Below are 26,682 nucleotides of genomic sequence, written 5' to 3'. Positions count from 1 at the left end.
ATGTCGATTGAAAAGCAGGACCGTCCGGCTCCGACCGTCGCGGATCTGCAGCGGCTCGTATCAGCCGTGGCCGGCGTCGAACCGGATCGCGTCGCGCTCGTCCACAACGACACCGAGATCACGTACGGCCTCCTGAACGCCCAGCTCGCCGAACTCGATGCGGCCATGGGTGGTGTCCTGGGACCGGACGCCCTCGTACCCGTCGCCCTGAGCAACCTCGTGCCCGAACTCGTCGCTGCGGGCGAGGGGGCCCTGGGGGCTGCTGTCGACCGTCTCCTCGCCGATGCGGACGCCGCCGCCTCGGACGCCGGGGGAGCACCCACGGACGCATCCGACACGCTTGCACGACTGTTCGCAGACGCCGTGGCCGCCACTCCCGACGCGGTAGCCCTCGAATACGACGGTGAAACACTCACCTATGCCGAGTTCGACCGCAGAGCGAACCGTCTCGCCCGCCGGCTCGTCGAGTCGGGGGTGGGCACCGAATCGTTCGTCGGCCTGTCGATCCGCCGTTCGTTCGACCTGTTCGTGGGCATGTATGCCATCGTCAAGGCCGGTGGTGCCTATGTACCTCTCGATCCGGATCATCCCGCCGACCGTGTGGCCTACATCGTCGAGACCGCACGTCCCGTCGCGATCCTGACGACCTCGGCCGACCGTAGCGATTCGCTTGCAGAGGTCTCCGTCCCGATTCTCGAGATCGATGTCGAGGACTGTTCGGGCTACTCCGACGAGCCCGTCACCGATGCCGACCGTCTGCGTCCGCTCCTCCCGCACTCCACCGCCTACGTGATCTTCACGTCGGGCTCGACCGGCCGGCCCAAGGGCGTCGCCGTCGAGCAGGAGGCGATCGTCGCCAACCTGCGCTGGCGGCAGAGCAAGTACCGGTTCGCGGCCGACGACGTCGTCTTCCAGAAGACCCCCTTCACCTTCGACGTGTCGGTATGGGAGTTCTTCTGGCCCCTCCAGGTAGGTGCCCGCGTCCTCATCGCACGGCCCGACGGTCACCGGGATCCCGAATATCTCGCACGGACCATGATCGACCGCGGGGTCACCGTGGTCCACTTCGTTCCGTCGATGCTCGCATTGTTCGTGGCGGAACCCCTGGCGGCGCAGGTCACCTCGCTGCGTGCCGTCTTCGCCTCGGGAGAGGCGCTTCCCGCGCGGACGGCGGCTCGGTTCCGCGAACTGTCCTCCGCACAGTTGCACAATCTCTACGGCCCCACCGAAGCGGCGGTCGACGTCACCTATCACCAGGTCACCGAGGCCGATGTCACGTCCGTGCCCATCGGGCGCGCGGTTGCTCGAACCGATCTGGTCGTCCTCGATGCAGACCTGCGCCCCGTCCCTGCCGGACACGAGGGTGAGCTCTATCTCGCCGGTATCCAGCTCGCCCGCGGTTACGTCGCGCGACCCGATCTGACTTCGGATCGATTCGTCGCAAATCCCTTCGGGGAGACCGGCTCTCGTATGTACCGGACCGGCGACCTCGTTCGTCGCCGGGAGGATGGCGAACTCGAATACATCGGCCGCACCGACTTCCAGGTGAAGCTCCGCGGTCTGCGGATCGAGCTGGGAGAGATCGAGAGTGCTCTGCTCGACGTTCCGGGGATCTCGCAGGCGGTCGCGGTCGTTCACAGCGATGCCGAACTCGGTGATCACCTCGTCGCGTACGTCGTGTCCGACCACGAGATCGACCGACGCGTCCTCGCGGCGACGCTGAAGGATGCACTGCCCGAGTACATGGTGCCCTCGCTCTACGTGAGGCTCGACGAGTTCCCGCTCAACTCGAGCGGAAAGACCGACCGGAAGGCGCTGCCCGCGCCGGACTTCTCGGTGCTGGTCACCGAATACCGCGCGCCGGAGACCCGGACGCAGGAGACCGTCGCCCAGATCTTCGCTGCTCTGCTCGGCCGTGAACGCGTCGGCCTCGACGACGACTTCTTCGATCTCGGTGGCAACTCGCTCAGTGCCACGCGTGTCATCTCGCGGCTCGACGCGGCCCTGGGTGTACGGCTCGACGTGCGTTCGTTCTTCGATTCGCCGACCGTCGAAGCGCTCGCCGCAGCCTGTGACGCGGCTGTCGCAGAGGGAGGCGGACACCGCGCCGCCCTGTCCGCGGGTCGGCGCGGCGACATGGTCCCCCTGTCGCTCGCGCAGCAGCGGATGTGGTTCCTCAACCGTTTCGACCCGGAGTCCGCGGTCAACAACATTCCCGTCGCGGTGCGGCTGACCGGCTCCCTGGACGTCGAGGCGCTCGACGCCGCGATCGATGACGTGCTCGAACGCCACGAGTCGTTGCGCACGATCTATCCGGAGGTGGACGGCCGCGGCCATCAGCTCGTGCTCGACGCCGGCGACGTCGCCCGTCGCCTCGAGGTGGTCGACGGTTCACCGGAGACGCTCCCCGATCTCGTCCGGGCGCCGATCCTCCGCGGTTTCGACGTCACCGGGGAGATCCCGTTCCGGGTCTCGCTCGTCCGTGTGGCGCCCGAGGAGCACGTCCTGGTGCTCGTGGCCCACCACATCAGTGCCGACGGCGTGTCGATGGCCCCGCTCGCCCGCGACGTGATGGTCGCCTACGCGTCCCGCACTCGTGGTTCGAAGCCGGAATGGGAGCCGTTGGCCGTCCAGTACGCCGACTTCACGCTGTGGCAGCGTGAGACCCTCGGAGACGAGGACGATCCCGATTCGGTGATCGCCCGCCAGATCCGGTACTGGACGGACACTCTCGCGGGTATTCCGGAACAGCTCGATCTGCCCGCCGACCGTCCCCGCCCGGCGGTGGCGTCCTACCGCGGCGCCAACGTCGACTTCTCGATCCCCGCCGAGATGTACGCCGCTCTCGCCGATCGCGCGCGCGACCACAACGCGAGCATGTTCATGGTGGTGCACGCGGCGCTCGCCGTGGTGCTCGCCCGGCTCTCCGGAAGCGACGACGTCGTCGTCGGTACGCCGGTCGCGGGCCGCGGAGAGGAAGCGCTCGACGATCTCGTCGGCATGTTCGTCAACACCCTCGTCCTGCGGACCGTCATCGATCCCGCCGAGTCGTTCGCATCCCTGCTCGATCGTGCCCGCAGTGTCGATCTCGAGGCGTTCGGCAACGCGGACGTGCCCTTCGAGCGGCTCGTGGAGGTGCTCAATCCCACGCGGTCGGAGGCCCGCCACCCGCTGTTCCAGGTCCTGCTGTCCTTCCAGAACCAGGAGACCCCGCACTTCGAGCTCGAAGGCCTCACCGTCTCCGGGGTCCCTCTCGGCGACGAGACGGCGAAGTTCGACCTGCAGGTCACCCTCGCGGAGATCCGCGACGACGCGGGGGAGGTCACGCGCCTGGACGCGATGCTGACCTACGCCACGGATCTGTTCGATCGGAACACGATGCGCGCCTTCGCCGATCGGTTCCTCGCCGTTCTGGAGTCGGTCGCCCGGTCGCCCGAGGTCGCGGTCGGGGACATCGATCTGTTCGTTCCCGGGGAACGCGCGCGGGTACTCGAGACATGGAATGCCACCGATCGGGCCGAGGCGCCGGACACGCTGGTCTCCCTGCTGGCGGAGGGTGCAGCCGGCAATACCGATCGCACCGCACTGACCTTCGACGGCACGCACATCACCTTCGACGACCTCGCCGCCCGCGTCAACCGGACGGCCCGGCACCTCGTGTCTCTCGGTGTGGGACCCGAAAGCCGTGTGGCGCTGGCGCTCCGACGCAGTGACGATTGGATCGTCGCCGCCTACGCCGTGCTCGTCGCGGGTGGCGCCTACGTGCCGCTCGATCTCGATCATCCCGTCGAGCGGACGGCGCACGTCCTCGACACGGCCGATCCGGTCCTGATCCTCACCGCGGGAGGAGCGCGTCCCGATTTCGCCCGCGAGCGCCGCATCGTCGACCTGCACCATCCGGACATCGGTGCATTGTCGGCCGAGCCGTTGACGGACGACGACCGCCTCGCGCCGTTGCGTCCGGCGAACACCGCATACGTCCTGTTCACCTCGGGATCGACCGGACGCCCGAAGGGTGTCGCCGTCGCGCATGCTTCCGTGGTCAACCAGATCCGCTGGCTGATCGGCGAATACGGACTCGACCGCGACGACGTCGTGCTGTTCAAGACTCCCGCGACCTTCGACGTCTCGGTCTGGGAGATCTTCGCAGGTGCGACCGTCGGTGCACGGACCGTCGTGGCCGAGTACGACGGGCACCGCGACACCGCCTATCTCACCCAGGTCATCGACCGGCAGGCCGTGACGATCACCTCGTTCGTCCCGTCGATGCTCTCGGTGTTCGCCTCGTCGGTCGCCGAACCGTCGAAGATCGCTTCCCTGCGAACGGTTCTCGTAGCCGGTGAAGCACTGCCCGTCGACACCGTGCTCGCTTTCCGGAGGGTGAGCGACGCGCAGATCCACAACCTCTACGGACCCACGGAGTTCACTGTCCACGCCACGGCCGGTGAGGTCGAGGCCGACAGCGTGACGACGGTGTCGATCGGTACCCCCGTCCGGAACGCACGCGCCTACATCCTCGACGGACGCCTGAACCCCGTGCCCGTCGGTGTCGGGGGTGAGCTCTATCTGGCGGGTCGGCAACTGGCCCGTGGATACTTCGGCCGAGCCGATCTCACCGCGGACCGCTTCGTGGCGAGCCCGTTCGGCGGAGACGGCGAACGCATGTACCGCACCGGCGATCTCGTCCGGTGGTTGCCGGGCGGTGAGATCGAATATCTCGGTCGTACCGACTTCCAGGTCAAGTTCCGCGGTCAGCGGATCGAACTGGGTGAGATCGAGGCGGCACTGTCGGCTCACCCCGCCGTCGCCCGCTGCGTGGCCGTCGTCCGGTCCACCGAGATCGGCGACCACATCGTCGGATACGTCGTTCCGGCTCCCGGTGCCGTCGTGGACACCGCGGAACTGCGTTCGGCGGTCGAATCCGCCCTGCCGTCGTACATGGTGCCGTCCGCCATCGTCGAACTCGGCGACCTGCCGTTGAACGCCAACGGCAAGCTCGACCGCTCCGCCCTGCCGGAACCCGTCTTCGAGGCACGCGAGTTCCGCGCGCCCTCGACTCCGATCGAGGAGACGGTGGCGCGGATCTACGGCGAGGTCCTCGGCATCGAACGTGTGGGACTCGACGACGACTTCTTCGAACTCGGAGGCAACTCGCTCGTTGCGACCCAGCTGGTCTCCCGGCTCGGGTCCGCGCTCGGAACACACGTTCCGGTGCGCACACTGTTCGAGACGTCCACGGTCGAAGCGCTCGCCGCACGGGTCGAGTCCGAGGTCACCACGGGCGATCGCGCGGCTCTCGTTGCCGGGCCGCGGCCGGAACGGATCCCGCTGTCCCTCGCACAGCAGCGCATGTGGTTCCTCAACCGCTTCGACACCGACCGCGCGGTGTACAACTTCCCGATGGCCGTGCGGCTGCGCGGCGATCTCGACGTCGCAGCGCTGTCCTCGGCCCTCGAGGATCTCGTCGTCCGGCACGAGGTGCTCCGGACGGTGTATCCGTCCACCCCGGACGGTCCCGTGCAGGAGATCCTGCCCGCCGATCGTGTCGTGCGGCCGCTCGCCGTCGTCGACATCACGGAGGACGAGCTCGACGACCGCATCGTCGAGAACGCCTCGACGCGATTCGACGTCGAGGTGGACGTGCCGTTCGCGGTGAGGTTGTTCCGGCTCGCCCCGCGCGATCACGTCCTGTCGATGGTCGTGCACCACATCGCAGGTGACGGTTTCTCGATGGGTCCGCTCACCCGCGACGTCATGGTGGCCTACGAGTCGCGGCGCCGGGGGGAAGCGCCCTCCTGGCAGCCCCTTCCGATCCAGTACGCCGACTACGCCCTGTGGCAGCGCCGCATCCTCGGCTCGGAGGACGACCCCGATTCGATCGTCTCGCGTCAGCTCGAGTACTGGAGCGAAGCGCTCAGCGGTCTCCCCGAGCAGCTGGATCTTCCGAGTGACCGGCCGCGACCGGCGGTGGCGTCCTATCGCGGTTCGAACGTGACCTTCGAGGTCGACGCGCGACTCCATGCCGAACTCGCGCGTCTGGCCCGTGAGAACAACGCCACCCTGTTCATGGTGGTGCAGACGGCTCTGTCGGTGTTGCTCGCACGCCTGGCCGGCGTCGACGATGTCGCCGTCGGTACGCCGACGGCCGGTCGCGGCGACGAGGCACTCGACGACATCGTCGGGATGTTCGTCAACACCCTGGTGTTCCGGACGAGCTTCCGCCCCGCCGATCCGTTCGTCGACGTGCTCCGCCGCAACCGGGATTTCGATCTGGCGGCGTTCGCGCACTCGGACGTGCCCTTCGAACGGCTCGTCGAGCATCTCAACCCTGAGCGGTCCACGGCGCGCAACCCGATCTTCCAGGTCGGCTTCTCCTTCCAGAACATCGCGCCGATCCGATTGAATCTCGGCGACATCGACGTCAGCGAGATCGAGTTCGATCCCGGCATCGCGCAGGTCGACATGCATGTCTCGGTCGCCGACCGATACGACGAGCACGGTAATCCGGAAGGATTGACCGGCAATGTGATCTACGCCGTCGATCTGTTCGACGAATCCACGATCCGGACGATCCTCCGGCGCTTCGTCGACGTCCTCGAGGCGGTCACGCGTACTCCTTCGGTGCCGGTGGGCGATATCGACCTGCTCGGCAGGCACGAGTACGAGCGTGTGATCCGCTCGTGGAACGCCACCGACCGACCGATCGCGGGTGGCGTGCTCCTCGACGGATTCGCCGAACAGGCGGCGCGCCGCCCGGATGCCCTCGCGGTACTCGGAGAAGGCTGCGCGTGGACCTATGGGGAGTTCGCATCCCGTGTGAATCGTCTTGCGCGGTATCTGATCTCGATGGGCGTCGGTCCGGAGTCCCGGGTCGCCCTGACAATGCGGCGCAGCCCGGAGATGCTCGCTGCGATCTATGCGGTGCTCACCGCGGGTGGTGCCTACGTGCCGGTCGACCCGGATCACCCGGCCGAACGCACCCGCCACGTGCTCGAATCGGCCGAGCCGGTACTGGTGCTGTCCCGCAGCGGCGAGGACGTGCCCGGGGCCGAGGGGCGTCGGGTGGTGGATGTCGACAGCGTCGACCTGTCGGCCGTCTCGGACGCGCCGGTGACCGATGCGGACCGGATCTCCGTGCTGCGGCCGGAGAACACCGCCTACGTGATCTACACGTCGGGTTCCACCGGCAGGCCCAAGGGTGTGTCGGTGCCCCACTCGGCGGTGGTGAACCAGATCCGCTGGGTCGCGGGTGAATACGGTCTCGACGAGTCGGATTCGGTGTTCCTCAAGACGCCGGTCACCTTCGACGTGTCGGTGTGGGAGCTGTTCGCGGCGACCGATGTCGGCGGACGAATCGTCGTCGCGTCGCACGACGGTCACCGCGACCCGGCCTATCTGGCTCGGATGATCGACGAGCACGAGGTGACGGCGACCTCGTTCGTCCCGTCGATGCTCGCGGTCTTCGTCGCGGGCGCGGACGCCGGTACGTGTGCCTCCCTGCGGCTGGTGCTGTCCGCGGGCGAGGCGCTGGGCAGGGACACGGTGCTCGCGATGCGCGAGCGTTTCCCGGCTGCGGTGGTGCACAACCTGTACGGGCCGACCGAATCGACGGTGCACATCACGGCGGCCCGGCTGCCCGACGAACTTCCCGACATCCTGCCGATCGGGCGCCCGGTGTGGAACTCGCGTGCGTATGTCCTCGGTGGTCGTCTCGAGCCGGTACCGGTGGGTGTCGCGGGTGAGTTGTACGTCTCCGGTGCGCAGGTTGCCCGCGGCTACCACGGTCGCGTGGACCTGACGTCGGAACGGTTCGTGGCCGATCCGTTCGCCGGTGACGGCAGCCGGATGTACCGCACCGGCGACCTCGTGCGGTGGACGCACGACGGTGAGCTGGAGTATCTGGGTCGCACCGATTTCCAGGTGAAGTTGCGTGGCCAGCGCATCGAACTCGGCGAGATCGAGGCCTCGATGCTCGCGCATCCTGCCGTGCGGCAGGCCGTTGCGCTCGTGCACTCGGATCAGCACGGTGACCGGCTCGTCGGCTACGCCGTGGCCGACGGCGGCGCCGACGCGCACGGCGAGTCGGTGCGCTCGTTCGTCGCCACGCGGGTGCCGTCGTACATGGTGCCCGCGCAGGTGCTCGTGCTCGGCGAACTGCCGTTGACGGCGAACGGGAAACTCGACCGTCGGGCACTTCCGGCGCCGGTGTTCGAGGCGGTGGTGTTCCGTGCACCGGTGACGCCGGTCCAGGAGATCGTGGCGTCGGTCTTCGCCGAGGTGCTCGGTGTCGAACGGGTGGGCCTGGACGACGACTTCTTCGCGCTGGGCGGCAACTCGCTGTCCGCGACGCGGGTGGCGGCCAGGATCGGTGGCGCGCTCGACACGGACGTGCCGGTACGGGTGATGTTCGAGACGTCCACGGTGGAGGATCTCGCCGCCCGGATCGAGTCGCGGTCCGGTGACGGGGGACGGATTCCGCTGGCGGCGCAGGAACGACCCGACCAGGTGCCCCTGTCGCTCGCGCAGCAGCGGATGTGGTTCCTGAACCGGCTCGATCCCGGCTCGGTGGTCAACAACATCCCGCTGGCGATCCGGTTGTCCGGTGCTCTGGACGTCGAGGCGCTGAGCGCTGCGGTGGCCGATGTGCTCGCCCGTCACGAGTCCCTGCGGACGATCTATCCGGAGATCGACGGTGTCGGGCACCAGCAGATCCTGTCCGTGCAGGAGACACGGCTCGATCTCCGTCCGGTCGATGTGGCGGCCGCCGACCTCACGTCGGAGGTTTCCGGGGTGATCTCGGCCGGCTTCGATGTGGCGTCCGAAGTTCCTGTACGGGCACGACTGTTCCGGATCGCCGATGCCGCAGACGAATTCGTGCTGGTCTTCGTCGTGCACCATATTGCCGGCGACGGCGTGTCGATGGGACCCCTCGCGCGGGACGTCATGGTGGCGTACGAGTCCCGGTGCCGCGGTGAGGCACCGGGATGGATGCCGCTTCCGGTGCAGTACGCGGACTTCGCGCTGTGGCAGCGGCAGGTGCTCGGGTCGGAGGACGATCCGCAGTCGCTGATCTCCCGGCAGATCGAGTACTGGACGGACACGTTGACCGGACTGCCGGAGCAGCTGGACCTGCCGACCGACCGTCCGCGCCCACAACTCCCGTCGTATCGCGGCGCGGTCGTGGAACTGTCGCTGGATGCGGGGGCACACGACGGTCTCGTACGTACGGCACGCGAGCACGGGGTGACCGTGTTCATGGCCGTACACGCGGCACTGGCGGTTCTCCTCGCCCGGATGTCGGGTACCGACGACATCGCGATCGGTACGCCGATCGCAGGTCGTGGGGAGCGCGCGCTCGACGACCTGATCGGCATGTTCGTCAACACCCTCGTGCTGCGTACCCGGCTGGATCCCTCTGCATCCTTCGCCGAGGTGCTCGAGCAGGCCCGATCGGCGGACGTGGCGGCCTTCGGGCACGCGGACGTGCCCTTCGAGCGGCTCGTCGAAGTGCTCAACCCGGAACGATCGCAGGCCCGGCATCCGCTCTTCCAGGTCGCCCTGTCCTTCCAGAATTTCGAGCAGGCCGGTCTGGAACTCCCCGGGCTGACGGTGGCTCCGGTGGAACTGGACGAGGTGTCCGCGAAGTTCGATCTCGACGTCACCGTGACCGAGCGTTTCGACGCCTCGGGCGCACCGGCGGGAATGTCCGTGGGGTGGACCTACGCGACCGATCTGTTCGACGAATCCACCATCACCGCCTTCGCGGAGCGGTTCGTGCGGATCGTCGAGTCGGTGGTGGCGGATGCGTCCGTGCGGATCGGTGACATCGCCCTGCTCGACGACGCCGAAATCGCCGCACTGGTTCCCGTGTCCGGGCCGGTGCTCGAGGCCGACGGCACGCTGCCGGACCTGCTCGTCGCCGGGGCGGCGCTCGATCCCGACGCGATCGCCGTGCGCAGCGAAGGCCGCTCGATCACCTACGCCGAGCTGGACTCGGATTCCTCCCGGCTCGCCCGCCTGCTGATCGCCGAGGGCATCGCTCCGGAAACCATCGTGGCCCTGGCGCTGCCGAGGTCGTATGCCATGACGGTCGCGGTCTGGGCCGTCGCGAAGACGGGCGCGGCATATGTGCCGGTCGATCCGACCTATCCCGTCGAGCGGGTCCAGCACATGCTGTCGGATTCCGGTGCGCGACTTGGAATCACGTCGTCCGAGTACTCGGACGGTCTTCCTGACGAGACCGAATGGCTCGTGCTCGACGATCTCCGCGTACGCGAGCGTCTCGCGACGATCTCCGGCGACCGGGTCGATCCCGGCGAACGGATCGTGCCGCTGCGGCCCGAGAACACCGCATACCTGATCTACACCTCCGGGTCGACGGGCCTGCCCAAGGGCGTGTCCGTCACCCACGGCGGATTCGCGAATCTCGCCGCCGAGAAGCGTCTGCGTTACGGCGTCGACAGCGAATCCAGGATTCTGGCCGTCGCGTCGCCCAGCTTCGACGCCTCGGTGCTGGAGCTGCTTCTCGCCGCACCCCACGGTGCGACGCTGGTGATCGCGCCGCCGTCGATCTACGGCGGCACGGAACTGGCCGACCTGCTCCGGGACGAGCGGGTGACCCATGCCTTCATCACCCCCGCTGCTCTCGGCTCGGTCGACCACATCGGACTGGGCGACCTGAGGGTCGTCCTCGTCGGTGGTGAGTCGTACACCTCCGAACTCGTCGAGCGCTGGGCTCCGGGCCGCCGGTTCTTCAACGTCTACGGGCCGACGGAGACGACGATCCTCGCGTCCTCGAGCCCCGCTCTCGATCCGTCCGATCCGCTGGTCATCGGCGGTCCCCTCGCGGGCCGTGCCTTCCAGGTGCTCGACAACCGGCTCCACCCGGTTCCGATCGGCGTGACGGGAGAGTTGTACATCTCGGGCGATGCCCTGGCACGTGGATATCATGCGCGGCCGGCGCTGTCCTCCGAGCGTTTCGTCGCGAGCCCGTTCGGGACTCCGGGCGAGCGCATGTATCGCACCGGCGACCTCGTCCGCTGGACCCGCTCGGGCGAACTGGAATACGTCGGGCGCTCGGACTTCCAGGTGAAGGTCCGTGGTCTGCGCATCGAGCTCGGCGAGATCGACGCCACGCTCGAATCGCACGACTCGGTGCGATTCGCCGTGACGACGGGCCACCGGCTGGAGTCGGGCGCGACCGTGCTGGTCGCATACGTCCAGCCGGCACGGGGTGGCACCGTCGATGTCGCCGAGCTCTCGGATTTCGTGGCCGGGCGTCTGCCCTCCTACATGGTCCCGAGCGCCTTCGTCGTGATCGACGAAGTGCCGCTCACCCCGGTGGGCAAGCTCGACCGCCGTGCACTGCCCGAACCCGTCTTCGAGACCGCCGCCTTCCGTGCACCCCGCACCCCGGTGGAGGAGATCGTCGCGTCGGTGTTCCGAGAGGTCCTCGGGGTCGACCGTGTCGGCCTCGGCGACGACTTCTTCGCGCTCGGTGGCAACTCGTTGTCCGCGACCCAGGTGGTGTCCCGGATCGGGGCGGCGCTGAACGCATCGGTGCCGGTGCGCGCATTGTTCGAGGCGTCGACCGTGGAGGATCTCGCCGGACGGGTGTCCGAACATGCCGGTGCGGGAACCCACTCCCCGCTGGTGGCGCAGGAGCGCCCGGCACAGGTGCCGCTGTCGTTCGCGCAGCAGCGCNGCCGGTGCGGGAACCCACTCCCCGCTGGTGGCGCAGGAGCGCCCGGCACAGGTGCCGCTGTCGTTCGCGCAGCAGCGCATGTGGTTCCTCAACCAGTTCGACACCTCGTCGGCGGTCGACAATATCCCGCTCGCACTGCGGCTCTCGGGTGATCTCGACGTTGCGGCACTCGCTGCCGCGGTCGCCGACCTGTTCGATCGGCACGAATCCCTCCGGACGGTCTACCCGGCCGACGAGGGACGTCCGTACCAGGCGATCGTCGCCCGTCCCGAACTCGACCTCGCGCCCGTCGACGTCCCGGAGGCGGCCGTGGTCGCCGAGGTCACCGCGTTCGTCTCGGAGGGATTCGACGTCACCGTCGACGTTCCGGTGCGGGTCCGGCTGTTCCGGATCTCCGACGCCGACCGCGAGCACGTACTCGTCTTCGTGGTGCACCACATCGTGGGAGACGGCTCGTCCATGGGGCCGCTCGCCCGGGACATGATGGTGGCCTACGAAGCGCGCATGCGCGGCAGTGTCCCCGGCTGGGCGCCCCTGGAAGTCCAGTACGCGGACTTCGCGTTGTGGCAGCGGCAGGTCCTCGGCGACGAGAACGACCCCGAGTCGGTCGTCTCGCAGCAGATCGCGTACTGGACGGATCGACTGGCGGGCATCCCCGACCAGCTCGACCTTCCGTCCGATCGGCCGCGACCTGCAACGCAGTCCTATCGCGGTGGACGGGTGCGATTCTCGATCGACGGCGGCCTGCACGAGGCGCTCGTCGGCCGTGCTCGCGACCATGACGCGACCCTGTTCATGGTCGTGCACTCGGCGCTCGCAGTCCTGCTCGCACGACTGTCCGGTACCGACGACATCGTGATCGGTACGCCCGTCGCGGGTCGTGGTGAGCAGGCACTCGACGATCTCGTCGGCATGTTCGTCAACACCCTCGTCCTGCGCACCAGGGTCGACTCGTCGTCGTCGTTCGCCGAATTGCTCGAGCAGGCACGCGCAGTGGACGTCGAAGCGTTCGGCAACGCGGACGTGCCGTTCGAGCGTCTGGTCGAGGTCCTCAATCCTGTCCGTTCGCAGGCGCGTCATCCGCTGTTCCAGGTCGCGCTGTCCTTCCAGAACTTCGCGCCGGTCGGATTCACGCTACCGGGACTCGAGGTCTCCGGATTGGCGGTGGACGACGAGACCGCCAAGTTCGACCTCGGGCTGACCCTGGGAGAGGAGTACGACGCGGACGGGCACGTCACCGGCATGATCGGTGAATTCTCCTATGCCCGAGATCTGTTCGACGGTTCCACGGTCGAGACCATGGCGCAGCGCTTCGTGCGCGTGCTCGAGTCGATCGTCGCGGACTCCACCGTGCCGGTCGGGGACATCGCTCTGCTCGCTCCCGACGAGTTCGATCGGCTGACGCACGTCCACGGTGACGATGTCATGGCGGTCGGGCATCTCCCCGAGATCCTCACCCGGGCGGTCCACCGCGATCCGGACGCGATCGCGGTGCGGTGCGAGGGACGGTCGTACACCTATCGCGAACTCGACGAGGGATCGAGCCGGATGGCGCGCTACCTCATCGGTCTCGGTGCAGGACCGGAGAAGGTCGTCGCGCTGGCGTTCCCGCGTTCGTTCGAGATGGTCGCCGCGGTGTGGGCGGTCGCGAAGACCGGAGCGGCATTCGTGCCCGTCGACCCGGGATACCCACAGGACCGTATCCAGCACATGCTCGCCGACTCGCACGCACTCGTCGGCGTGACGTCCTCGCAGTTCGCGGAGTCCCTGCCCGGTGACGTCCGATGGCTCCTGGTCGACGATCCGGACCTGCAGCGATCGGTGGCGGAGTTCTCCTCCGATCCCGTCTCCGAGTTCGAGCGGACCGCGGTGATCCACCGCCGGAACGTCGCATACGTCATCTACACCTCGGGCTCCACGGGTGTGCCGAAGGGCGTCGCCGTCACCCATGCCGGACTCGGCGGGGTGCTGGACACGGCCGCCGAGCTGTACGGGCTGACCTTCCGTTCCCGTTTCCTGCACGTGTGCTCGCCGAGCTTCGACCCGTCCGTACTCGAATGGACGGCCACGTTCTCGCGGGGGGCCACCCTCGTGATCGTGCCCCCGAACGTGCTGGGCGGTCCGGAACTGACCGACCTGCTCCGCCGTGAAAGGGTCACCCACACGATCATCACCCCGGCGGTGCTCGGGACGGTGGATCCGTCGCAGGTCCCCGACCTCGAAGTCGTCTCCGTCGGTGGAGACGCCTCGACACCCGAGCTCGTCGAGCGGTGGTCGCGCGGACGCACCTACTTCAACGGCTACGGCCCGACCGAGACCACGATCATCTCCTCGTTCGCGGAACTCGGTACCGGGGCGCCGATCACGATCGGCAAACCGATCCACGGGATGTCCGCTCTGGTGCTCGACCGGAGACTGCATCCGGTCCCGGCGGGTGCGGTCGGAGAGCTCTATCTCGCCGGCGCTGCGCTCGCCCGCGGGTATCACGACCGCCCGGGTCTGACGTCCGGTCGCTTCGTCGCCAATCCGTTCGACGAGCACGGCGGCCGGATGTACCGCACAGGTGACGTGGTGCGCTGGACCGCCGGTGGCGACCTCGAGTACGTGGGCCGATCCGACTTCCAGGTCAAGGTTCGTGGCTTCCGCGTCGAACTCGGCGAGATCGACTCGGCGCTGCTGGCTCACGACTCGGTGCAGTCCGCCGTCACCGTCGGCCACACCGGGCCGGCAGGTGTTCCGACGCTGGTCTCCTATGTCGTGCCGTCGAGCGAGGCATCGTGCGATCCCGCAGAACTGCGGGAGTTCGTGGGACGGACGCTTCCGTCCTACATGGTGCCCGCGCAGATCATGGTCCTCGAGGCGCTGCCCCTGACCCCGATCGGCAAGCTCGATCGGCGGGCCCTGCCGGAACCGGTCTTCGAATCCGCCGCCTTCCGCGCACCCCGCACCCCCGTGGAGGAGATCGTCGCGTCGGTCTTCGGTGAAGTTCTCGGGGTGGAGCGGGTCGGGCTCGACGACGACTTCTTCGCACTGGGTGGCAATTCGCTGTCGGCGACACAGGTCGCCGCCCGGATCGGTGCGTCCCTCCGTACGGCGGTACCGGTCCGGGTGATGTTCGAGGCGTCCTCCGTCGAGGGGTTGGCGGCCCGGGTGTCCGAGCACGTCGACGCCGATGACCGCGTCCCGCTGGTGGCGCAGCAACGGCCCGAACGGATCCCGCTGTCGTTCGCGCAGCAGCGGATGTGGTTCCTCAACCAGTTCGACACCTCGTCGGCGGTCGACCACATCCCTGTCGCGATCCGGCTCACCGGCGATCTCGACGTGGAGGCACTGCAGGCGGCCGTGGCGGACCTCGTCGAACGGCACGAAACCCTGCGAACCGTGTACCCCGCGGACGAGCAGGGCGCATACCAGCGGGTCCTGCCCGCGTCCGAGGTCGTGCCGGACCTGTCGCTCGAGGCCGTCTCCGCGGAGGACCTCGAGGCGAGGGTCACCGCCGTCGCGCTGGACGGCTTCGACGTCACCGTCGAGGTGCCGGTCCGGGCGCGCCTGTTCTCGGTCGCCGGCAGCCCGAACGAGTTCGTGCTCGTGTTCGTCGTCCACCACATCGCCGGTGACGGTTCGTCGATGGGGCCGCTGACACGCGACCTCATGGTGGCCTACGAAGCCCGGCGACGAGGCGGGTTCCCCGCATGGGAGCCGCTCGAGATCCAGTACGCCGACTATGCGCTGTGGCAGCGCGGTGTGCTCGGCAGCGAGGACGATCCGGACTCGGTGATCTCCCGTCAGATCGCCTACTGGAAGGACGCGCTCGCGAATCTTCCGGAGCAGCTCGACCTGCCGGCCGATCGGCCCCGGCCCGCGATCCAGTCCTTCCGCGGCGCCACGGTCGAGATGTCGGTGGACGCCTCGATGCACCGAGATCTCGTCCGGATCGCGCGTGAGCGCAACACCACCTTGTTCATGGTCATGCATGCGGCCGCCGCGGTGTTGCTGGCGCGTCTGTCGGGCACCGACGACATCGCGGTCGGCACTCCCATCGCCGGACGTGGCGAACGTGCACTCGACGACCTCATCGGCATGTTCGTCAACACGCTGGTTCTGCGGTCCCGGGTGGACCCTGCCGCGTCGTTCGACGAACTGCTCGAGCAGACACGGGCGACCGACGTCGCCGCATTCGGCAACGCGGACGTGCCCTTCGAGCGGTTGGTCGAAGTTCTCAATCCCGTTCGGTCGACAGCTCGTAATCCGCTCTTCCAGGTCGGGTTCGCCTTCCAGAACCTGCGATTGGGCACCCTCGAACTCGCCGATCTGGAGATCGACCGGGCTCCCTTCGAGACGTCACTGGCGAAGACCGACCTGCACATCTCGGTCGTCGACCGGCAGGACGAGCCGGGTGAACTCGGGACGATCGGCCTGGAATTCTCCTATGCGACGGACTTGTTCGACGAAAGCACCGTCCAGGGATTCGCAGACCGCTACGTCCGGGTGCTGCGTGCGATCGTCGAGGACACCACCGCGGCCGTCGGAGACTTCGATCTCCTTCTGCCCGAAGAACGGTCGGCTCTGGATGCGTGGAGCCGGGGTGCGCAGCACCCCGTGAGCGATGCCACCCTGCCGGATCTGTTCGTGGCGCAGTCCGCCGTCTCTCCGCAGTCGCCTGCTCTCGTCGCATCGCAGGACCGGCTCGACTACGAGGCATTCGCGGCGCGGATCAACCGCCTCGCGCGCTACCTCGTCGCAGAAGGCGTGGGCACCGAGGATCGCGTGGTGCTCGCCATGCGGCGCGGCGTCGACCTCGTCGTGGGCATGTTCGCGGTCGCGGTGGCAGGTGGCACGTACGTGCCTATCGACGTCGATCATCCCGCGGAAAGGGTCACGCTCGTACTCGACTCCGCCCGCCCGAAGATCGTGCTCACGTCCGGTGACGACGCCACGGATCTCGCGAGCGACTGTCCGGCCGTGTGCATCGACGCGCTCGACCTGTCGGGTTTCTCGGCCGAGCCTCTCTCCGATGCCGACCGGCTCCGTCCGCTCCGTCGGGAGAACACGGCATACGTGATCTTCACGTCCGGATCGACCGGTGTGCCCAAGGGCGTCGCGGTCGAGCACGGGGCGATCGTGAACCAGTTGCTGTGGAAGCGCGACTTCTTCGGTATGGACGGTTCGGATGCGGTCCTGCTCAAGACCGCCGCGACGTTCGACCTGTCGGTGTGGGAATTCTGGTCCGCGCTCGTCTCCGGTGGCCGAGTGGTCGTCGCCGATGCGGGTTCCCAGGTGGACCCGGAGTATCTGAACCGGCTCCTCGAACAGGAGGAGGTCACCACTCTCCACACCGTGCCGTCCATGTTGCAGGCACTGGCCGTGCACGCCGAGGGCCGATTGGCCGGTTCGCTCCGCCGCGTGCTGGCGATCGGTGAGGCCCTCCCCGGTGCGCTCGCCCGGCGATTCGCCGACGAGAACGATTCGGCGACGCTGTACAACCTCTACGGTCCCACCGAGGCGGCGGTGTCGATCACCGTCCACGAAGTCTCCGACGACGTGACCTCCTCGGTTCCCATCGGTGTGCCGCAGCGTAATTCGCAGGTACACGTGCTCGACCGGCGTCTGCGTGAGGTGCCCGCCGGGGTGGTCGGTGAGCTCTATCTCGCCGGTACGCAGCTGGCGCGAGGCTACTTCGCGCGACCCGATCTCACGGCGGAACGGTTCGTGGCCAACCCGTTCGGTGGTCCCTCCGAAAGGATGTACCGCACCGGCGATCTCGTCCGCTGGACCCGTGAAGGTCGACTCGAGTACGTCGGGCGATCCGATTTCCAGGTCAAGGTCCGGGGCTACCGGATCGAACTCGGAGAGATCGAAGCGGCGCTCGTGGCCCAGGACGGCGTGTCGGAGGCCGTCGTCGCGGCGCTCACCGACGAGCACACCGGTGTCGAGCACCTGGTGGGCTATGTGGTGCCCGAACCGGGCTCGGAGCCCGATCCTGCCGCGATCACCGCAGGGGTGGCCGAACTGGTGCCGAGCTACATGGTGCCGACGCACCTCGAGATGCTCGAGGCGCTGCCCCTGACCGTCAACGGCAAGGTGGACCGACGGGCGCTGCCCGATCCGGTCTTCGAGGCCGTCGAGTACCGCGCACCCCGCACCGAGGTGGAAGCGGTCCTCGTGCGGATCGTCGGAGAGCTCCTCGGCCGCGAGGCGGTCGGTATCGACGACGACTTCTTCGCCGTCGGTGGCGACAGCGTCCTGTCGATCCAGCTCGTGTCGCGGGCACGGGCGCAGGGGATCATCCTGCGGCCGATCGACGTCTTCCAGGCGCGTACCGTCGCCGGTCTCGCGGAGATCGCCGAGGTCGGTGCAGTCGCCGCAGGGGAGCCCGTCGATCTCGGGGGAGCGGTGCCCGCGTCCCCCCGCGCGCTGGAACTGCTCGCTCGCGGCGTCGATCACGGTGGGCTGTCCTATTCGGCGGTGCTGCCGCTGACCGAGGCCGTCGATCAGGATGCGCTGGTGCAGGCGTGGGCGGCCGTCCTCGCCCATCACGACCTGTTGCGGTCGGTACTCGTCCGTGTCGACGACGTCCCGCAGTTCGAGATCATCCCCACTGCCGAGATCGACGCGTCCGCGTCGTTGCGGGTGGAGAGCCTGCCCGCCGGTACGGACGAGGACGGAACACACGGAATCGTCGCGCGCGCACGGCGTCTCGCTGCGGCCGAACTCGATGTCGAGCGTGGGGAGCTCGCACGCGTCGTCGGCTTCCGGGCGCAGACCCCGGACGAGGGCGGAGCGATTCTCGTCGTCACCCATCCGTACGTGACCGATCCCACCTCAGCCGGCACGATCGCCGTCGACCTGGCGAACACCTATCGGGACGTCCTGGCCGGACGGACGATCACACTTCCGGACGCCCCGGTGTCGCTGCGCCGGGCCGTTTCGGACCTGCTGGAGACCGCCCGCCACGACGAAGCCGGCGTCCCGGTGTGGCGCCGGATCCTCGAGGCCGGTCCGACCCCGATCGGTGACGGCCGGCCGGGTGCCGGAGACCCCGCGGTCGCCCGGACGGTCCTGGAGGTCCCTGCGGAGGTGGCCTCCGCCGTGGTGGACGTGCTCCCGGATCTGTACCGAACCGAGGCGGACGTCGCTCTCGTGGCCGCCACCGCCGCTGCACTGGGATCGCGAGACGGAACCGATGACGACGGGGCGCTGATCCTCGTCGAGCGATCCGTCGACCACCGCGACCGGGGGACCGCCCGGCCGGTGGCGGCTCTGGACGTCGCCTTCCCGGTGCGCATACCGCAGGGCGAGAGTGACGGCGGTGCAGGAGCACGCTTCCGGGCGGCGAAGGAACAGCTTGCAGAGCTGCGCGGTCGTGCCGCGGGCTTCTCGGTCGCGCGGCAGGCAGCCGAGGTCGCCGGGCTCGCGTCGCCCACGGTCGCCGTGCGGTACCGCCGTGCTGTCGACGGCATCGTCCCGCACATCCATTACGACGACGTGGCGGCGCTTCCGGCGCCGGTGACGATCGATGTCGTGGAGCAGGACGGACGCCTGATCGTGGAGTTCGCCTTCCGGACCGATCTCGTCGAGTTCTCGGTGGCCCGGGACTTCGCCGCACGCTGGGAGTCGGCGCTGTCGGATCTGGCGGCGCACGCGAGCGATCCCTCCGCAGGTGGTCTGACTCCCTCCGACCTGCCGCTCGTGTCGGTCGCCCAGTCGGACATCGACACCTGGTCGCGGACCTATCCGACGCTCGTCGACGTCTGGTCGCTGTCCCCGCTGCAGGCCGGTCTCGCGTTCCACGCATCGGTCAGTGCCGGGGGTGTGGACGCCTACACGATGCAGACGGTCGTGCATCTCGGTGGCCGGGTGGACGCGGATCGACTGCGGCGCGCCGCGGATTCGCTCGTGTCCCGCTACGCGAATCTCCGGACCGCCTTCACCACGGGTTCCACCGGGCGGCCCGTCCAGGTCGTGCTCGGGGGCGTCACCGTCCCCTGGCGAGAACTGGACGCCCGCGGCGCGAGCGATGCGGACCGTGACCGGAACGTCGAGCGCGCGTTCGCAGAGGACCGCACCCGCGGCTTCGTGCTGTCCGAACCGCCGTTGCTGCGATTCACCCTGGTCCGGACGGCAGCGGACGCGTGGGCGCTCGGTGTCACCGCCCACCACATCCTGATGGACGGCTGGTCGATGCCACTGCTCATGCAGGACCTGATGACGCTCTACGCCCTCGGCGGAGACGGCACCGGCCTGCCCTCGGCACCGGACTACCGCGAGTTCCTCGAATGGCTGTCCCGGCAGGACCGGCAGGCATCACTGGACCGGTGGGCGCAGGCCCTGCGCGGTGTGGACGGCCCCACCGTCCTGACGTCGACCGAGCGGGTCGATCCGCGTGAGGTGGGGTCGGACCGCGTGATCATGGAGTTCACCGAAGAACGGACGGCAGCGCTGCGCAGGCTGGCCGCGGAGTCCGGGGTCACCGTCAACACGGTCGTGCAGGCCGCGTGGGCGGTCCTGCTCGGACGCATGACAGGTCGGCGCGACGTCGTCTTCGGGGCGACGGTCTCCGGGCGTCCTGCGGAGCTGCCGGGTGTCGAGTCGATGGTGGGGTTGTTCATCAACACCATTCCCGTTCGGGTCGACCTGCCCCCCGCGGCGTCGGTGAGCACCGTGCTGCGGTCTCTCCAGACCGCTCAGGCCGGCCTGCTCGACGACCACTACGTCGGTCTCCCCGATATCCAGCGGGCGGCCGGGGTCGGCGAACTGTTCAACACCCTCCTGGTGTTCGAGTCGTATCCCATCGACAGGGAAGCCCTCGCGCAGGCGGGCGCCGCGCTCGACGGTATGGAGATCACCGGCATCGAGAGCGGCGACGGGTCGCACTATCCGCTCACGCTCCTCGCCGTCGTCGACGAGAAGCTGGCCCTCACCCTCGACTCGCGGCGCAGCGCTTTCACAGCGCACGAAGTCGAGGCGCTCGGTCGCCGCCTGGTGCACATTCTCGAGGTGTTCCTCGACGACGCCCAGGCCGCCGTGGGCGCGATCGACATCACCGAGACGGACGAGGGTGCCGTCCCGTCCGAGACCGGAACGGTGCCCTCGGTCACGCTCTCGGCCTCCCTGGCCGCCAGGCTCGGAGAGGTCGTCGAGGAGGATCCGAGTGCTCCGGCCCTCGTCCGAGGGGACGACGAAACGACCTACGAGACGCTCGACCGCTCGTCGTCGAGACTCGCCCGGGAGCTGTCTGCCCGCGGTGCCGGTCCCGGCACGGTGGTCACGGTCGCACTGCCTCGATCGACCGATGCCGTTGTCGCCGTGTGGGCGGTGGTCAAGACGGGTGCTGCCGTCCGGCTGGTCGAGCCCGGGGAGGCGGCTGCCGTCAGCGCACCCCTCGGCGTCACGGCCGGGCAGAGCCCGAGCGGGGACACCGACTGGATCGTCCTCGACGAGGAGGTTTGCGCGCGAGCGATCGCCGAACGCGAGGACCGTCCGTTCACCTACGCGGACCGGACGGGAGTCATCGGTTCCGATGATCCCGCCTGCATCGTCGACGGTCGGACGATCACCCAGTCGGAGATCGTCGGGCTCGTGGAGAAGGCGCGCGGGGAGTACGAGATCGACTACGAATCCCGTACCTATCTCTCCCAGGCTCCGGACGGCGTCCGGCTCCTCGAGATCCTGCTGGCCACGACCTCGGGCGCCGCTGTCGTCCACACCGGTGAGGACGACGACCGGGCACTCGTCGACGTGCTGGCGGACGAATGGGTGACCCACGCCTTCGTCCATGCCGGTGAACTCGCTGCCTCCGAAGCCGAGGATCTCGAGGACCTCGACGTGATCCTCCTCTCCGGAGGGGGCCCCGAGGACGTGCCGGCGGACTGGGCCGAGGGGCGTACCGTCCTGCCGGTGGCGGAGAACCCGTTCGGGGCGGCCGATCCGCAGTCCGAGTAGGAACCCGACCCGTACTCGCCGCGCGACGTAACGAACCTGCCTTCGCGGGGCGAGGAACAGATCGGGTGGATCGTAGACTCACACGGGCGCCGACGCAGCGGACGGTGACCCGGGCTTCCGGCCCGGGTCACCGATACGGTAGGTCGTGCCCTGTCTGTCTGTGCCCATGCACGGTCGTATCGAAGTGAAGGGGAATTCTCGGTGACACGCGAAACGTCTGACGGTGTGGTGGCAGGCGGACGGGAACGCCGCCGCCGGCCCGATCGGCCTGCTCGCCGTCCGCGCGCCGGCCGGACCCCACTGCTGCCGCAACTCCTCGCCACCGCCGTCGAGACGAATCCGGCCGGCCCAGCCCTCGTCTTCGACGGCCGGGAGACGACCTATGCCGAGCTGGATGCCCGCTCGTCACGGATCGCGCACCTGCTCATCGCGCGGGGTATCGGTCCCGGGGCGTTCGTTGCCATCGGCATCCGCCGTTCGCTCGATTCGATGCTGGCGTTGTGGGCGGTGGCCAAGACCGGCGCGGCCTTCGTGCCGGTGGATCCCAATTATCCCGCCGACCGCATCGCCCACATGCTCACGGACTCCGGGGCGTCCCTGGGCCTCACAGTGGACCGATACGTCACGGCTCTGCCCGAATCCGTGGAATGGATCGTCCTCGACACCGCCGCGACCGAGGAGCAGCTCGCCGGTTTCCCCGATTCGGCTCCCACCTATGCCGACCGTGTGGCCCCCCTGCGCGTCGAGGACGCCGCCTACGTCATCTACACCTCCGGCTCGACGGGTCTTCCGAAGGGTGTGGTGGTCTCCCATGCAGGTCTGGCGTCCCTCGCCGCAGCGCAGCGCGACCGCTACGCGATCACCACCGAGTCCCGCACCCTGCACTTCGCGTCACCGAGCTTCGACGCCTCGATGCTCGAACTGCTCCTCGCGATCGGTGCCGGAGCGACCATGGTGATCGCACCTCCGGACCTGTACGGCGGGACGGAACTCGAGGACTTTCTGCGAGAGACGCGCGTCACCCACGCCTTCATCACTCCCGCGGCGCTGGCCTCGCTCGATCCGCACAACGTGCCGGAGCTGCGCACCGTCGCTGTCGGCGGCGAGGCATACCCCCAGGAACTCGTCGCCAAATGGGCGCCCGGACGGAACTTCCACAACTGCTACGGTCCGACCGAGACCACCATCGTGACCAATATCGGAGCCCCGCTGTCCCCGGGCGATCGCATCACGCTCGGTACGACGATCCCGAACATGACCGCGACGGTGCTCGACGCACATCTCCAGCGTGTCCCCGTCGGTGTCGTCGGTGAGCTCTACCTGTCCGGGCCGGGTGTCGCGCGCGGATATCACCGTCGCGGGGGTCTCACCGCCGAACGCTTCGTCGCCGACGCCTACGGCGAGCCGGGGGCGCGCATGTACCGCACCGGCGACCTGGTGCGGTGGGTTGCCGCCGAAAGTGGAAGTGCCCCGGAACTCGAATACATCGGGCGATCGGACTTCCAGGTCAAGGTCCGCGGATTCCGCATCGAACTCGGTGAGATCGATGCCGTGCTCGCGACCCACGAGAGCGTCGACTTCGTGGCGACGATCGGCCACGTGAACGACGCCGGTGTGACTTCGCTCGTGTCCTACATCCTGCCCGTCGAGGCCGGGAACATCGACGTGGACGTGCTTCGCGAACACGTCGCCGCGCACCTTCCGACGCACATGGTGCCCGCCTCGTTCATGGTCCTCGACGCCATCCCCCTGACCCCGAACGGCAAGCTCGACCGTACGGCGTTGCCGGAACCGGTCTTCGGCAACGCCGAGTTTCGGCCGCCCGTGAGCGGATCCGAGAAGATGGTCGCCTCGGTTTTCGTGGAAGTGCTCGGTGTGGATCGAGCAGGGCTCGACGACGATTTCTTCGCGCTCGGCGGCAACTCTCTGCTCGCGACTCAGGTGGCAGGCCGACTCGGTCACGACCTGGGCGTGAGTGTGCCGGTCCGTGCACTGTTCGAATCGCCCACCGTGGCGGCGCTCGCCCGCTACGTGGACGAGAACGTCGGCTCCGCGAGCGAACCTCTCGTGGCGCAGGAGCGTCCGGAGCGGGTGCCGCTGTCCTACGCACAGCAGCGCATGTGGTTCCTCAACAGGCTCGCGCCGGGGTCGGCGGTCGACAACATTCCGCTGGCGCTGCGGCTGTCGGGGGAACTGAACGTCGAGGCACTCGGCGCCGCGGTGACAGATGTGCTCGAGCGCCACGAGTCGCTGCGGACGATGTACCCCGAGATCGACGGTGTCGGATACCAGAAGATCGTGCCGGTACAGGACGTTCCGTCGGACTTCGGTCCGGTCGACGTCACCGCCGAGGATGTCGGTGCCGCCGTGTCGTCGGTGATCTCGGCCGGTTTCGACGTGTCGGCCGAGGTCCCGGTGCGGGCACGATTGTTCCGTCTCGTGGATGCGCCGGCCGAGTTCGTACTGGTCTTCGTCGTGCATCACATCGCCGGTGACGGTTCGTCGATGGGTCCGCTCGCTCGGGACGTGATGATCGCGTACGACGCCCGATGCCGCAGGGAGGCTCCGGGATGGACGCCCCTCGAGGTGCAGTACGCCGACTTCGCGCTGTGGCAGCGCCGTGTCCTGGGAGACGAGACCGATCCGGGATCGGTGATCTCCCGCCAGCTCGCGTTCTGGCGTGACACTTTGGCCGGGGCTCCGGAGCAACTGGATCTGCCGGCCGACCGGGTGCGCCCGCAGGTGGCGTCGAACCGGGGAGCGACTCTGTCGGCCGAGATCCCGGCGGATCTGCACGCAGCGCTCGCTGCCTCGGCGCGCGAACACGACGTCACCATGTTCATGGTGATGCACGCTGCCCTCGCGGTGCTGCTCGCCCGACTGTCCGGTACCGATGACATCACCATCGGTACACCGGTGGCCGGACGCGGTGAGCGTGCCCTCGACGACGTGATCGGCATGTTCGTCAACACCCTTGTACTGCGCACCCGCGTCGAGGCGGACACCTCGCTGTCGTCGCTGCTCGAGCAGGCTCGGGAAGTGGACCTCGCCGCCTTCGCACACGCGGACGTCCCGTTCGAACGTCTCGTGGAGGTGCTCAACCCGGAGCGTTCCCAGGCGAGGCACCCGTTGTTCCAGGTCGCGCTGTTCTTCCAGAATTTCGCCCAGACGGCATTCGAACTTCCCGGCCTGACCATCGGTGCCGTGGAGTCGGACTACTCGACGGCCAAGTTCGATCTGCAGCTCACCGTGGCCGAGCGGTTGGGAACCGATACCGAACACGGCGGAATGGCCGTCGAATTCACTTACGCCACGGACCTCTTCGACGAAGTCACCGTCCGTGACTTCGCGGACCGGTACCTCCGGATCCTGCGGGCCTTCGTCTCCGATGCCGCGCTGCCCGTCGGCGACGTTCCCCTCCTCGACGAGGCAGAGGTGACCCGGCTGGTCGTCGACGCGAACGCCACCGGCCATCCGGTCGAGGAGACTCTGCTCCTGCAGCGCTACCGTCGCCAGGTCGCCGAGACACCCGATGCCGTCGCGGTGAGCTACGAGGGCGCCGCGCTGACCTACGACGAGTTCGATCGTCGGGTCAACCGGCTGGCACGGCATCTCATCTCCATCGGAGTCGGCCCGGAATCCCGTGTGGCTCTGTCGATTCGACGTAGTATCGATCTCGTCGTCGCGATCTACGCGATCCTCGAGGCCGGTGGCGCGTACGTGCCGGTCGATCCGGATCACCCGATCGAGCGAACCGGTTACGTACTCGAGTCCGCCGAACCCGTTGCGGTGCTGACGACCTCGCGGGACGGATTCGAGGTTCCGGGGTCCACGCCGGTCGTATCGATCGACGAGATCGATCTGTCCTCGACGTCGGACGCCCCGGTCGCCGACGCCGACCGCGTCTCGGTCCTGCGACCGGAGAATACGGCCTACGTGATCTACACGTCGGGGTCGACGGGCCGGCCGAAGGGCGTGGCGGTTCCGCATCAGGCGATCGCGAACCAGATGGCGTGGATGCGCCATGCGTACGCATTGTCCCCGTCCGATGTCTACCTCCAGAAGACGGCGACGACCTTCGACGTGTCCCTGTGGGGATTCTTCCTCCCGCTCCAGGTGGGTGCCCATCTCGTGATCGCAACCCCCGACGGCCACCGGGATCCCGCATATGTCGCGCGGACGGTGTCCGAGCAGAAGGTGACTCTCACCGACTTCGTGCCGTCGATGCTCACCGTCTTCGCCGAGCACGCCCGTGCCGACGAATTGGTAACTCTCCGAGACGTCTTCGTCATCGGGGAGGCACTGCCACCCGAAACCGTCCGTGCGTTCGCACGGCGGTCCCCGGCGCCCCTGCACAATCTCTACGGCCCGACAGAGGCGGCCGTGAGCATCACCTACCGCAAGGTCGCGGATTCCGACAGTGAGTTGCGCAGCGTGCCGATCGGTGTGCCGCAGTGGAACTCCCGTGTTCTGGTGCTCGACTCGCGACTGCGTCCGGTGCCGGTCGGGGTGGCGGGAGAGTTGTATCTGTCGGGCGTTCAGCTCGCGCGGGGCTATCACGCCCGGGTGGATCTGACCTCCGACCGGTTCGTCGCCGACCCGTTCGGATCCGGTGAGCGTATGTACCGCACGGGTGATCTGGTGCGGTGGACGCGAAACGGTGAGCTCGAATATCTGGGTCGTACCGACTTCCAGGTGAAATTCCGTGGCCAGCGAATCGAACTGGGGGAGATCGAGACAGCTCTGCTGGGTGTCGCCGGTGTCGCCCAGTCGGTGGTCGTCGTACGTGGGGGCGAACTCGGCGATCATCTCGTGGGATATGTCGTGCCCGCGGTGGGTACGAGCCTGGATCCGGTGACGGTACGCGACACCGCGCGGTCGGTGTTGCCGTCGTACATGGTGCCCTCGCAGGTGGTGGTGCTCGACGAGTTCCCACTCAATGCCTCGGGCAAGCTCGATCGTAAAGCCCTGCCGGAACCGGTGTTCGAGTCGGTGGAGTTCCGTGCGCCCGTGACATCGGTGGAACAGACGGTCGC

At 68.2% G+C, this 26,682-nt stretch carries 3 protein-coding genes; all 3 read left to right on the top strand.

Features of this window, described 5'->3' with window-relative positions; all coding sequences use genetic code 11:
- The gene (locus MOM01_RS22535; protein WP_241387676.1) at nucleotides 1-11,856 is read left to right on the top strand and encodes a non-ribosomal peptide synthetase; all 11,856 of its coding nucleotides are present in this window, start codon (nucleotides 1-3) and stop codon (nucleotides 11,854-11,856) included.
- Nucleotides 11,783-21,646, top strand: coding sequence for a non-ribosomal peptide synthetase (locus MOM01_RS22530; RefSeq protein ID WP_241387678.1), 9,864 nt, complete (start codon nucleotides 11,783-11,785; stop codon nucleotides 21,644-21,646). Before MOM01_RS22535 ends, MOM01_RS22530 begins: the two co-directional genes overlap by 74 nt.
- A 201-nt stretch (nucleotides 21,647-21,847) precedes the next feature.
- Nucleotides 21,848-26,682, top strand: a 4,835-nt coding sequence (locus MOM01_RS22525; protein WP_241387675.1) for a non-ribosomal peptide synthetase, incomplete at its 3' end; no start/stop codon positions are given.

It is taken from the genome of Rhodococcus sp. CH91 (assembly GCF_022554085.1).
In the GTDB taxonomy this organism is placed as follows: Bacteria; Actinomycetota; Actinomycetes; order Mycobacteriales; family Mycobacteriaceae; genus Rhodococcus.
The sequence above is the reverse complement of the archived record's forward strand: the minus strand, read 5'-3'. Positions and strand labels throughout refer to the sequence as shown.

What these genes read in the sequence shown, in the direction of transcription:
- MOM01_RS22530 (WP_241387678.1), top strand. Translation starts at nt 11,783, where the DNA reads ATGTGGTTCCTCAACCAGTTCGACACCTCGTCGGCGGTCGACAATATC.